Origin of the sequence: Peribacillus sp. NPDC097264, from assembly GCF_050277925.1 — a bacterium.
In the GTDB taxonomy this organism is placed as follows: domain Bacteria; phylum Bacillota; class Bacilli; order Bacillales; family DSM-1321; genus Peribacillus.
Genome location: NZ_JBNNSR010000003.1, coordinates 294,707 through 307,699, shown reverse-complemented (window position 1 = coordinate 307,699; position 12,993 = coordinate 294,707). Strand labels below are relative to the sequence as shown.

At 42.9% G+C, this 12,993-nt stretch carries 10 protein-coding genes; all 10 read left to right on the top strand.

Going from position 1 to position 12,993, the window contains the following annotated elements; all coding sequences use genetic code 11:
• Window positions 1–144 precede the first annotated feature (144 nt).
• The 10 genes from citZ to ytaF all read left to right on the top strand — a co-directional run bounded on the left by citZ (window position 145) and on the right by ytaF (window position 12,975).
• Complete coding sequence (gene citZ / locus ACQKL0_RS06785) at window positions 145–1,260, top strand: citrate synthase (protein ID WP_402874394.1); 1,116 nt, start codon at window positions 145–147, stop codon at window positions 1,258–1,260.
• Window positions 1,261–1,415: 155 nt separating this feature from the next.
• Window positions 1,416–2,684 (top strand): NADP-dependent isocitrate dehydrogenase, encoded by a 1,269-nt coding sequence (gene icd / locus ACQKL0_RS06780; RefSeq protein ID WP_402874397.1) that lies wholly within the window; start codon window positions 1,416–1,418, stop codon window positions 2,682–2,684.
• A 123-nt stretch (window positions 2,685–2,807) separates the two neighbouring features.
• Window positions 2,808–3,743, top strand: a complete 936-nt coding sequence (mdh, locus tag ACQKL0_RS06775) for a malate dehydrogenase (RefSeq protein ID WP_402986588.1) — start codon at window positions 2,808–2,810, stop codon at window positions 3,741–3,743.
• Window positions 3,744–3,995: 252 nt separating this feature from the next.
• Window positions 3,996–4,712, top strand: a complete 717-nt coding sequence (locus tag ACQKL0_RS06770) for a response regulator transcription factor (protein WP_402874401.1) — start codon at window positions 3,996–3,998, stop codon at window positions 4,710–4,712.
• Window positions 4,709–6,487: a two-component system histidine kinase PnpS gene (pnpS, locus tag ACQKL0_RS06765; RefSeq protein WP_402986586.1), complete on the top strand. Its 1,779-nt coding sequence runs from the start codon at window positions 4,709–4,711 to the stop codon at window positions 6,485–6,487. Before ACQKL0_RS06770 ends, pnpS begins: the two co-directional genes overlap by 4 nt.
• A gap of 232 nt (window positions 6,488–6,719) precedes the next feature.
• On the top strand, window positions 6,720–7,733 hold the full coding sequence (gene hflK, locus ACQKL0_RS06760) for an FtsH protease activity modulator HflK (protein WP_427686809.1): 1,014 nt from the start codon (window positions 6,720–6,722) through the stop codon (window positions 7,731–7,733).
• The gene (hflC, locus tag ACQKL0_RS06755) at window positions 7,730–8,659 is read left to right on the top strand and encodes a protease modulator HflC (RefSeq protein WP_402874405.1); all 930 of its coding nucleotides are present in this window, start codon (window positions 7,730–7,732) and stop codon (window positions 8,657–8,659) included. Before hflK ends, hflC begins: the two co-directional genes overlap by 4 nt.
• 128 nt (window positions 8,660–8,787) lie before the next feature.
• On the top strand, window positions 8,788–11,415 hold the full coding sequence (gene polA, locus ACQKL0_RS06750; protein ID WP_427686750.1) for a DNA polymerase I: 2,628 nt from the start codon (window positions 8,788–8,790) through the stop codon (window positions 11,413–11,415).
• Between the two features lie 19 nt (window positions 11,416–11,434).
• A complete protein-coding gene (gene mutM, locus ACQKL0_RS06745; protein WP_427686748.1) occupies window positions 11,435–12,265 on the top strand; it encodes a DNA-formamidopyrimidine glycosylase in 831 nt (276 codons plus the stop codon).
• A 77-nt stretch (window positions 12,266–12,342) separates the two neighbouring features.
• Window positions 12,343–12,975, top strand: a complete 633-nt coding sequence (gene ytaF, locus ACQKL0_RS06740; RefSeq protein WP_402874414.1) for a sporulation membrane protein YtaF — start codon at window positions 12,343–12,345, stop codon at window positions 12,973–12,975.
• The last annotated feature ends 18 nt before the right edge of the window (window positions 12,976–12,993 follow it).

Sequence of the window (12,993 nt, the reverse complement as noted above, 5' to 3'; positions counted from 1 at the left end):
CATCAGTGAATACTTATCGATGGGTGACGCATGTCTTCAGCTAAAAAATAGATGGTTGGGTAGGATAGCTTACTCTTGGAAGCGCTATATTTATACGTAATGAGCAAGGATATAGGGGAATTTTAGAAAAAGGAGAGATTTTATATGACAGCAACAAAAGGTCTAGAAGGTGTGGTAGCAACCACTTCATCCGTAAGCTCGATTATCGACGATACACTAACTTACGTTGGGTACGATATCGATGATTTAGCTACAAATGCCACTTTTGAGGAAGTAATCTATCTTTTATGGCATGGAGCTCTTCCAAACAAAAGCCAATTAGCTGAATTAACTAAACAACTAGCTGAAAACGCAGAACTTCCTGCAGAAGTTGTTAATCATTTCAAAACATACCCAATTGATAAAGTACATCCAATGGGTGCTCTTCGCACAGCGGTATCACTTCTTGGTCTATATGATGAAGAAGCTGACGTAATGAGTGAAGAAGCTAACTATCGTAAAGCCATTCGCATCCAAGCTAAAATCCCAACGTTGGTAACAACTTTCGCCCGTACCCGTCAAGGTAAGGAAGCGGTTGCACCACGTAAAGATCTAAGCTTCGCTGCTAACTTCTTATATATGTTAAGTGGTAACGAGCCAACTGCAATCGAAGAAGAAGCATTCAACAAAGCATTGGTTCTACATGCTGACCATGAATTAAACGCTTCTACTTTCACTGCACGCGTTTGCGTTGCTACTCTTTCTGATATCTATTCTGGCGTTACATCTGCCATTGGCGCATTAAAAGGCCCACTTCATGGCGGAGCTAACGAACAAGTTATGAAAATGCTTACAGAAATCGGTTCAGTAGAAAACGTTGAGCCTTATATCAACGAAAAACTAGCTAACAAAGAAAAAATCATGGGCTTTGGCCACCGTGTATACCGTAAAGGTGACCCACGTGCTAAACACCTTAAAGAAATGTCTAAAAAATTGACTGAGCTTACTGGTCAGCCTCAATATTATGAAATGTCGACTAAAATTCACGAAATCGTGACTGGTCAAAAAAATCTTCCGCCAAACGTAGATTTCTATTCAGCTTCTGTATACCACAGCCTAGGTATCGAGCATGACCTATTCACACCAGTCTTTGCTGTTAGCCGTGCATCAGGTTGGATCGCTCATATCCTTGAGCAATATTCAAACAACCGCCTTATCCGTCCACGTGCAGAGTATGTTGGACCAGGTATGCAAAAGTACATTCCGATTGAAAATCGATAAAATTTTTGAATAAATAAAAGTTTTTTCAAAATTTATATTTAATTTCATCGGATTTGTAGTAAATTAAAAGATGTGAGTAAACGAGGTTAGTGGTTCTGCCAAGAATTATAAGGCAGACCAACTAGCCTTTGAATTTGAATCGGAGGTAAAGAGACATGACACAAAGCCAAAAAATCACAGTTACTAACGGTGTTCTTAACGTACCAAACAATCCAATCGTTCCTTTCATTGAAGGTGACGGAATCGGTCCTGATATCTGGGCAGCAGCAGTACGCGTTTTAGACGCAGCTGTAGAAAAAGCATACAATGGCGAAAAGAAAATTGAATGGAAAGAAGTTTTAGCTGGACAAAAAGCATTTGACCAAACAGGCGAATGGCTTCCACAAGAAACTCTTGATGTCATCAACGAATATCTAATCGCTATTAAAGGACCACTTACAACTCCAATCGGTGGCGGCATCCGTTCATTGAACGTAGCATTACGCCAAGTATTAGACTTATTCGTATGTCTACGCCCAGTACGTTACTTCGAAGGTGTACCTTCTCCAGTAAAACGTCCTGAAGACACTGACATGGTTATCTTCCGTGAAAACACTGAAGACATCTATGCTGGTATCGAATATGCTAAAGGTTCTGACCAAGCGAAAAAACTTATCGACTTCTTGCAAACTGAGTTCGGTGTTAAAAACATCCGTTTCCCTGAAACTTCTGGTATTGGTATCAAGCCAATTTCTGAAGAAGGTACAAAACGTCTTGTTCGCGCTGCACTTAACTATGCAATCAAAGAAGGCCGTAAATCATTAACACTTGTTCATAAAGGTAATATCATGAAGTTCACGGAAGGCGCATTCAAAACTTGGGGTTATGAAGTTGCAGAAACTGAATTCGCTGACAAAGTGTTCACTTGGAACCAATATGATCAAATCAAAGAAGCTGAAGGAACAGAAGCTGCTAACAAAGCACAATCTGCTGCAGAAGCTGAAGGCAAAATCATCGTTAAAGATTCTATTGCCGATATCTTCTTACAACAAATCCTAACTCGTCCAAGAGAGTTTGACGTTGTTGCAACAATGAACTTAAACGGAGATTACATCTCTGATGCACTAGCTGCTCAAGTTGGCGGAATTGGTATTGCTCCAGGAGCTAACATCAACTACGAAACTGGACATGCTATTTTCGAAGCAACTCACGGTACTGCTCCTAAATATGCTGGTCTTGACAAAGTTAACCCATCTTCAGTTCTTCTTTCAGGCGTTCTTTTACTTGAACACCTTGGATGGAATGAAGCTGCGGACAGCATCACTAAATCAGTAGAACAAACAATCGCTTCTAAAGTTGTTACATACGACTTTGCCCGCCTAATGGAAGGTGCAAAAGAAGTTAAATGTTCTGAGTTCGCTGACGAGCTAATCAAAAACCTTTAATTTTTACTAATGACGCCTTCAGGAAAAGAGCTGACTTCAGCTCCTTTTCCGGGAGGCGTATAATTATGTATACAGATGTTAAAAGTATTCCGAAATATTTGCATATTTTAAGGAGGAATTAACATGTCTACACGTAAAAAGATTACAGTAGTTGGTGCAGGATTCACTGGAGCTACCGCAGCATTCCTTGCCGCTCAAAAAGAACTCGGTGACATCGTTTTAGTTGATATTCCACAATCAGAAAACCCTACAAAAGGTAAGGCACTTGATATGGCTGAAGCAGGTCCTGTCCTAGGATTTGACGCCTCTATCATCGGCACTTCCGACTACTCAGATACAGCAGACTCAGACGTCGTCATCATCACTGCCGGGATCGCCCGCAAACCAGGCATGAGCCGTGATGATTTAGTTCAGACGAACCAAAAAGTCATGAAAGCTGTAACGAAAGAAGTGGTCAAATACTCTCCACATACAACCATCATCGTTTTAACCAATCCAGTAGATGCAATGACTTATACGGTTTACAAAGAATCGGGTTTTCCAAAAGAACGAGTAATCGGACAATCGGGCGTGCTTGATACTGCCCGTTTCCGTACGTTCGTCGCTCAAGAATTGAATATGTCGGTTAAGGACGTAACCGGTTTCGTCCTGGGTGGGCATGGTGACGACATGGTGCCTTTAGTACGTTACTCATACGCCGGAGGCATTCCTTTGGAAACATTAATACCAAAAGACCGTCTAGACACAATCGTTGCCCGTACTCGTACTGGCGGCGGGGAAATCGTCAACCTACTTGGCAATGGTAGCGCTTATTACGCACCTGCGGCATCCCTTGTGGAAATGGCGGAAGCAATCCTGAAAGACCAACATCGCGTTCTTCCATCAATCGCCTACCTTGAAGGTGAATATGGATTCGAAGGCATCTACCTTGGTGTGCCTACGGTCTTAGGTGCCAATGGAATTGAACGAATCATCGAACTTGAATTGACGGAATCTGAAAAAGCTGCCCTTTCGAAATCAGTCGATTCCGTTAAAGCAGTCATGAAAATCTTACAATAACTCATCCGTTTCATAACAAGACTGCCCGAAACGTGACAGGAATGCTTGTGTTCCTTTCACCTATCAGGTGGTCTTTTTATGTATCGACCCGGATTTTTCGTCCTTACCTTACTTGAGGCAGTAAAAGGAATTGGTGATTTTGGGAGGACGAGAGAATTTTAAGTGTGAATTACAGATAATATTCTTTATAATAGAATTGGATGAGTAGACAAAAGCATGTCTTAAGGGTAATACATAATTCAGGAGGATCTAATGTCAAAGAAAATTCTCGTAGTGGATGATGAACAATCAATTGTTACCTTACTTCAATACAATTTAGAGCAGGCTGGTTACTCTGTAATTACAGCATTGGACGGGGAAGAAGGTTTACAGGCAGCTGTTGAGCTTTGTCCTGATTTGGTCGTATTGGATTTAATGCTACCCAAATTGGATGGGCTTGAAGTGTGTAAACAGCTTCGCCAACAGAAAATAAATATCCCGATTTTGATGTTAACAGCTAAAGATGATGAATTTGATAAGGTGCTTGGCCTGGAATTAGGAGCAGATGATTACTTAACGAAGCCCTTTAGCCCACGTGAGGTAGTTGCCCGGATTAAAGCGATACTAAGAAGATCACAGCATTCTAATAGTACTGAAAATAATGATGATCCAGAGAATGATTCACTGAAAATAGGCGACTTGAAGATCTTTCCTGAACGCTATGAAGCCTATTTCGAGGAGAATCAACTAGAATTGACTCCAAAGGAATTTGAATTACTTTTATACCTCGTGAAGAATAAAGGAAGAGTGTTAACGAGGGATCAATTATTGAGCACGGTGTGGAATTATGATTTTGCCGGAGATTCTCGTATCGTGGATGTCCATATCAGCCATCTGAGGGAGAAAATTGAATCAGACACAAAAAAACCTCTGTATATCAAAACGATAAGGGGCTTGGGTTACAAGTTCGAGGAGCCTAAAAGAGAATGACGACCTACCGTAAGAAACTGCTATTTACCCTCATCACGCTGGTGATGGTCGTACTGATGGCCGTTGGTTTTTTGTTGGGCCATCTTTTCAAAAGCTATTATATTAAAACATTCAACGAACGAATTCAAAATGAAACGTTTTTCATTTCTACATATATTAAAGAGCATGGCGGTATCACCTCCTTTTTGGAAAAAGGTAAAACGTCGAAACTAACGCCGTTGCTTGAATCCAACTTAACCATTCTTTCGACAGATGGAGAGGTTTTATATGATTCGTCCTCTTCAAATGAGTTGCTTGATAGCCATGCAGAAGTCCTTCAGAAAATCACCCTTGAAAAAACGGGGGAGCAGCGTGAAGGCTATGAAGTGGTGGAGGGGGATTCGGACCTTCATTATTACTGGAGCGCCGTTGAAAAGGATGGCGAGATTGAAGGATTTGTCATCCATAGTAATGAAATCGAGGCAATTCAACAAGTCAACCGGCAAATGTGGAGCATATTGGTCATTTGCTTGGGTGCAGCCTTGATCATCATCCTGATGCTGGCAAGTAAAATCACTTCCTATTACACCCGGCCGATTGAAGAGGCCACAATGGCAGCGATTGACCTGGCAAAAGGAAATTACCGTACCCGAAAATTCGAGCAACATTCAGATGAAACGGGGATGTTGACGAACTCGTTGAATATCCTGGCAAGGAACCTCCAAGAAACCGAAATGGCGAGGGAAATGAACCAGGATCGTTTGGAAACGCTCGTCGAAAATATGGGGAGTGGTGTGCTGTTAATTGACAGCAAAGGATATACAACGCTAATCAACCGGGAATTCAAGAAAACCTTTGATGTAGATTCGCATACATTCCTATATCAAGACTATTATTCTGTGATAAAGGATGAAGAAGTCATAGCTCTAATAGAAGAGATTTTCAGGACGGAAAAAACGATAAAACGTCAGGTGAAAATTCCGCTTGCCCTTAAACGAAAGCATTTCGAAATCTATGGAGCTCCCATTATCGGTGATTATGATGAATGGAAGGGAATCCTGCTTATTTTCCATGACATCACTGAACTGAAAAGACTGGAACAAATGCGGAAGGATTTTGTTGCCAATGTCTCTCATGAATTGAGGACACCGATTACTTCTATTAAAGGCTTTTCGGAAACATTGCTGGATGGGGCCTGGAAGGATGAGAAAACCTTAAAGCACTTTTTATCGATCATTTTAAACGAAAGCGATCGGCTTCAAGAGCTCATTCAGGAACTTCTTAATTTATCCAAAATGGAACAGCAGGAATTTGTCCTGAAAACGGACAAGGTAGATATGACTACCATCCTTAAAGAAATTCAGGAAATGCTCATGGGTAAACTACGAAAAAAAGAAATCTCACTCGAAGTCAAAGTGCCTTCGCATTCAGTGGTTATTGAAGGGGAATCAGATCGGATCAAACAAGTGTTCATCAATTTGATTACCAATGCCTTAGCTTATACACCAAATGGTGGGATTGTGACTGTAACGGTTGCGGAGAAGGAACAAACCGTGGATGTGATCGTGCAGGACAATGGAATCGGGATTGAGGAGAAAGAGCTTCCGAGAATCTTTGAACGATTTTATCGAATCGACAAGGCAAGGAGCCGAGATTCAGGTGGAACCGGGATTGGACTTGCCATCGTCAAACATATTGTGGAAGTTCACAAAGGCAAAATTAACGTAGAGAGTAAACCGGGTACCGGCACGACATTCACCGTCACATTGAATAAAAAATTGAAAGGGAATAGGTAGAGTTTACACAGGCTTTACACTTCCTTTAAACAAGCTTCATAATGGAGGGGTACAATGATTGTACAACCCCTCATCCAAGGAGTTAAGTAAGGCAGGGACATTTTAGTCCCTGCCTTTTTCTGTCTGAAAATGGGGAGTCATTGCTGACTTGTTAAAAATTTTCAATTTTACGAAACTTTGGTCCCTTCTTTGCGTAAATAAGATATAACACCAAATAGAAGGGGTGATACATATCGTAAGCTTAAAAAGGATTTATACGGTAACGGGACTTGTTTTACTTATTATAATACTTGGAGTGGTCGCCATTTCCACCTGGTATACGGTGGATGAATCAGATCAATCCGTCATTATGACGTTTGGTAAGGTGGAGGAGACGATAACAGAGCCAGGTCTTCATTTTAAATTACCTTGGCCGATTCAATCGGTCCATAAACTATCCAAGGAAACATTCAGCCTCCAATTCGGGTATAAGGAAGAAGGAGGAAAAGTAACGGAGTATCCGAGAGAGACCAAGATGATAACAGGTGATGAGAATATTGTACTGGCTGACTTGGTGGTACAATGGAAAATTACCGACCCTCCTAAATATCTCTTCAATTCGGATGATCCACAGAAGATTTTATATGATACGACTTCCGCGTCTTTAAGGAGCATCATCGGAAGTACGAAAATCGACGATGCCCTCACTTCCGGTAAGGCGAAAATTGAAGCGGATGTTCGTGAATTGCTGTCGGAATTGATGAAGAAATATGACGTGGGCATTTCCATCTCCGCGGTTAAACTGCAGGATGTCGAGCTGCCCAACGAAGAAGTGCGTAAAGCTTTCACGAACGTAACGGATGCCAGGGAGACGGCGAATACGAAAATCAATGAAGCCAATAAATACGAGAACAAAAGGATTAATGAAGCGGAAGGGGAGAAAGATGCCCTTATTTCAAAAGCGAACGGCGATAAAGCGGCCCGTACGGAAGCGGCCCGCGGTGATGTGGCAGTATTTGAAAAGCTATATAGTGAATATAAAGGCAATAAGGATATCACCCGGGACCGTCTGATTATTGAGACTCTTGAACAGGTATTGCCGAATGCCGATATTTATATCATGAACGATGACGGAAATACAATGAAGTATCTACCGCTGCGCCCATTAGAAAAAGAAGAAACGAAAACGGTGCCTGTCCCTGAGGAAGAAGAAGCGAAAGCACCGGATAACGAAGAGTCGGCAGTGAAAGGGGGCACCCAGCCATGAGTGGAAAAGTGATTGATTTCAATGAGCTAAAAAAGGGCGATTTTCATTGGAGAGGTTATGTGAAAATAGGGATATTCTTCATCATCTTTATCATCCTCATGCTGATCATCTTCACTAATGTGTATATTGTCAAAGAAGGGGAATACAAAGTCGTCCGCCAATTTGGAGAAGTGGTTAGGATTGATAAAACACCAGGACTGAAAGCCAAGGTGCCATTCATTCAAAGCGTTGTGACCTTGCCCAAGTATCAAATGAGCTCCGATGTATCCGAGGCAGAAATCAATACAAGAGATAAAAAAAGGATGTTGATCGATAATTATGCGGTCTGGCGGATTGAAGACCCGAAAAAATTGATCACCAATGCGAGAACACTGGAAAACGCCGAAACAAGGATGGAAGAGTTCATCTATTCTGCGGTCCGTTCAGAGTTGGGGCAGCTGAACTATGATGAAATCATCAACGAGAAATCATCGAGGGGAAGCTTGAACGACCGCATCACAGATAAGGTCAATGAACTGTTAGTGAAGGACAACTATGGAATCAGTCTTACTGATGTTCGTATCAAACGGACGGATTTACCTGCTGAAAATGAGGAGTCGGTCTATAAGCGGATGATATCCGAGCGGGAAAGTAAAGCGCAGGAATATCTTTCAAAAGGGGATGCGAAGAAAAACCGGACCATCGCAAACACTGACCGAAAAGTGAAGGAAATGCTTTCATCGGCGGAAGCTGATGCAGAAGTCATCCGTGCTGAAGGAGAAGGAGAGTCAGCCAAGATATATAATAAATCATTCTCCAAGGATCCTGAGTTCTATAAACTATACCGGACGCTGGAGTCTTACAAAAAAACGGTCGGTAATCAAACGGTTATCATTTTACCATCCGACTCGCCGTACGCAAGCTTGTTAATGGGAAATACTAAATAACAGCATAGCCGTTCATTTTTCTTTCCACTTCCACTCATGGTAGAATGGAAAGAGACGATGAACGGTTTTTTTGTGTGATTAATAGAAGCCGACCTACATAAAACGGGTGTGACTGGAGGAAGACAATTTTGAATAAAAAGTTAGTACTTATAGATGGAAATAGCATAGCTTACCGCGCATTTTTTGCGCTTCCGCTTTTGAATAACGACAAAGGGGTCCATACGAATTCTGTATATGGCTTCACCATGATGCTCAATCGCATTCTGGAGGAAGAAAAGCCGACCCATATACTCGTGGCCTTTGATGCCGGCAAAACGACGTTTAGACATGCGTCCTTTAAGGAATACAAGGGTGGCCGTCAGAAAACGCCACCGGAACTATCTGAACAGTTCCCCTTCATAAGGGAGCTGCTTGATTGCTTTCAAATAAAACGGTACGAACTGGAAAATTATGAAGCGGACGATATTATCGGAACGCTTTCCCTTCAGGCCGAGAAAGATGGGTTCGAGGTGAAGGTCATTTCCGGGGATAAGGATTTAACACAATTAGCTTCGCCAAACACGACCGTCTCAATTACGAAGAAGGGCATCACTGAAATCGAGGAGTATACACCGAAGTATATCCATGAAAAGTATGGCCTTTCCCCCGTGCAAATCATTGATCTTAAAGGATTGATGGGCGATGCATCCGATAATATCCCAGGCATCCCCGGTGTGGGCGAGAAAACGGCACTTAAATTGCTACATCAATTCGAAACGGTCGAAAACCTGCTGCAATCGATTGATGAGGTTAGCGGCCAGAAGTTAAAAGAAAAGATCGAGGAGCATAAAGACCTTGCGCTACTAAGTAAGGAGCTTGCGACAATCAAACGAGAAGCTCCCATTGAAGTGGGTGTGGACGAAACGGAATATAACGGAATGGATCAGGAAAAGGTCATTGACTTTTATAAAGAGTTAGGTTTCTCGACTCTTCTGGAAAAACTTGACGTATCAGGAGGGGAACCGCTAGAACAGGAAGACATCCATGTTCAGACGGGTTCAGAATTGACAATGGATATGCTTGCCGATGAGAATGCCCTATACATTGAAATTCTTGAGGATAACTACCATCGTGCAGAAATCCTGGGTATCTCCATCAGTAATGAACATGGACATTTTTATTTCCCGGGTGAAACCGTACTGACATCTGAAGTATTCAAAACATGGGCGGAGGATGATACCAAAAAGAAAACGGTCTTTGATGCGAAGCGTACGGTTGTACTTCTGCGCCACCGTGGAATCGATATAAAAGGCATTGATTTTGATGTATTTCTAGCTTCCTATATTTTGGATCCCGGAGAGTCTGTAGATGAAGTGGCGGAAATCACGAAAACGCAAGGGCTTGTGCGGCTAGAGAGCGATGATGTCTTTTATGGAAAAGGGGCAAAGCGGAAGATACCTGGAGATGCAGAACTTAGTGAGCATATTGCCAGAAAAGCGAAGGGCATTTTTGCATTGAAAGAACCGATGATCGAAAAGTTGCGTGAGTTCGAACAATACGATTTGTTAACGGACCTTGAGCTGCCATTGTCCATCATCCTAGCAAATATGGAGTGGCAGGGCGTAAAGGTGGACATCGGAAGGCTGAAAAAGATGGGACAGGAATTGGCTGTCCGCTTAAGAAGCATTGAGGAACGAATTTTCGATTTGGCCGGGGAAGCCTTCAATATCAATTCCCCGAAACAGCTCGGGGTAATCTTATTTGAAAAATTGGAGCTCCCCGTGTACAAAAAGACGAAAACGGGCTACTCCACGTCAGCGGATGTACTGGAAAAACTGGAAAGCCAGCATGATATCGTAAAGGAAATCCTGTTGTACCGGCAATTGGGCAAGTTGCAATCGACTTATATCGAGGGCTTGCTCAAAGTGGTGAACCAGGAAACGGATAAGGTGCATACCCGATTCAATCAGGCGTTGACCCAAACGGGCCGCCTTAGTTCAACGGACCCTAACTTGCAAAATATCCCGATTCGTCTAGAGGAAGGTCGGAAAATCAGACAGGCGTTCATTCCTTCCGAAAAGGATTGGATTATCTTCGCAGCCGACTATTCGCAAATCGAGCTCCGCGTATTGGCGCATATCGCCAATGACAGTGGATTGGTTGAAGCGTTCAGGGCCGGGATGGATATTCATACAAGGACGGCAATGGATGTATTCCATGTGCCTTCCGAGGAAGTCACATCAAATATGCGTAGACACGCTAAAGCCGTAAACTTCGGAATCGTTTATGGAATAAGTGACTATGGACTTTCTCAAAGTCTTGGGATAACACGTAAGGAAGCTGGGGAGTTCATCGAGAGGTACTTCAAAAGCTTCCCAGGTGTGCAGGATTATATGGAAGAAAGTATTCATGAAGCACGTAAGAACGGATACAGTACAACATTACTGCAAAGAAGGCGCTACATTCCCGAAATCACGAGCCGTAATTTCAATATCAGAAGTTTTGCTGAAAGGACAGCGATGAATACCCCAATTCAGGGAAGTGCCGCAGATGTCATTAAACTAGCGATGATCAATATGAACGAACGCCTGAAAAAAGAAGGGCTTAAAACGAGGATGCTTCTGCAGGTTCATGATGAATTGATTTTCGAAACACCACCGGAGGAGCTCGAGATCCTGATGAAAATCGTACCGGAAGAAATGGAAAATGCGATTGAATTGAACGTTCCACTCAAAGTGGATTATGCATATGGACCAACATGGTTTGATGCTAAATAAATGAAGATAGGTGATTATAATGCCAGAACTTCCTGAAGTGGAAACCGTCAGAAGAACATTGGAACAGCTTGTTTTAGGAAAGGAAATCCTGGAGGTTTCCGTCTTCTGGCCCAAAATTATAAAGGCACCTGAGCCAGTTGAACAGTTTCAAGATGCATTAAGGGGTCAGACGATCCACAGCATTGGCCGTCGGGGCAAGTTCCTCATTTTCAACATGGACGACTATGCGATGGTCTCCCATTTAAGGATGGAAGGGAAATACGGGGTCCATTCGAAAGAGGAACCTTACGATAAGCATACCCATGTCATCTTCACCTTCACGGATGGCAGTGAGCTTAGGTATCGGGATGTCCGCAAATTCGGAACGATGCATCTATTTCGTAAAGGAGAAGAAATGGAGCAAATGCCTCTGTTGCATTTAGGTCCTGAACCACTATCGGGAGAGTTTACCGTCGAGGGACTTCGTGCAAAACTTGCGAAAACGAGCAGGAAGATCAAACCTGTTCTACTCGACCAAACCGTCGTGGTCGGGATCGGTAATATATATGTGGACGAATCCTTATTCCGTTCAGGCATTCATCCGGAACGAGTGGCTTCCACCCTCACACTGGAAGAAATTCAAAAACTGCATGCCGAAATCATCGCCACTTTGAGCGAAGCGGTGGAAAAAGGCGGGAGCACGATACGTTCATACGTCAACTCACAAGGTCAAATCGGCATGTTTCAGTTGGAACTGAATGTATACGGACGCAAAGGGGAAAACTGCAAAATTTGCGGTACCCCGTTAGAAAAGCTAGTCGTCGCAGGACGGGGCACACATATATGCCCGACTTGCCAGCCAAATAAGTAATCATTTGATAAAACACATCGGATGGGCTCTTTCCATATACTGGGGTAGCAACTAGATGGGAAGGAGCATTCATTCCGATGTGGCTACAAATTATTTTTCTTGCTTTTGCAGTAAGTATTGACGGTTTCGGTGTGGGCATGACGTTCGGTATGCGCAAGGTGAAAATACCCTTGAAATCCATTGCTGTCGTATCGGTCTGTTCGGCAATGAGCTTGGGTATTGCGATGGTCATCGGTGAATTCATCAGTCAGCTTATCTCTGTCGGGGCCGCAGAAAAAACAGGGGGCATTATCCTCGTACTTTTGGGGTCGTGGATGGTATACCAATATTTTAGGCCCGAGAAGGAAACGAATGATGAGCGATATCACGAAAAAATCATCTTCAATTTTGAAATTAAATCACTTGGAGTGGCTATCAATATCTTACAAAAACCAATGAATGCCGATTTTGATAGATCAGGGACGATTACCGGTATCGAGGCGCTTGTACTGGGCTTCGCGTTATCGCTAGATGCGTTCGGTGCCGGAGTGGGAGCTGCCATGATGGGGATTTCCCCAATCATTCTTGCACTTTGCATTGCCGTGATGAGCTTCATCTTTATCGGGAGCGGACTTCAATCCGGCAAATTGCTTTCCAATAATAAAATCGTGCAGCATCTGACCTTTCTTCCGGGGGTATTACTGATTTTAATCGGATTATTCAAGTTATAAAGAACGGGGAAAAGGGGG

Bases quoted from the DNA above. Each gene is read 5' to 3' on its own strand.
- mdh (WP_402986588.1), top strand. From the start codon at position 2,808: ATGTCTACACGTAAAAAGATTACAGTAGTTGGTGCAGGATTCACTGGA.
- mutM (WP_427686748.1), top strand. From the start codon at position 11,435: ATGCCAGAACTTCCTGAAGTGGAAACCGTCAGAAGAACATTGGAACAG.
- ACQKL0_RS06770 (WP_402874401.1), top strand. From the start codon at position 3,996: ATGTCAAAGAAAATTCTCGTAGTGGATGATGAACAATCAATTGTTACC.
- citZ (WP_402874394.1), top strand. From the start codon at position 145: ATGACAGCAACAAAAGGTCTAGAAGGTGTGGTAGCAACCACTTCATCC.
- hflC (WP_402874405.1), top strand. From the start codon at position 7,730: ATGAGTGGAAAAGTGATTGATTTCAATGAGCTAAAAAAGGGCGATTTT.
- ytaF (WP_402874414.1), top strand. From the start codon at position 12,343: ATGTGGCTACAAATTATTTTTCTTGCTTTTGCAGTAAGTATTGACGGT.
- pnpS (WP_402986586.1), top strand. From the start codon at position 4,709: ATGACGACCTACCGTAAGAAACTGCTATTTACCCTCATCACGCTGGTG.
- icd (WP_402874397.1), top strand. From the start codon at position 1,416: ATGACACAAAGCCAAAAAATCACAGTTACTAACGGTGTTCTTAACGTA.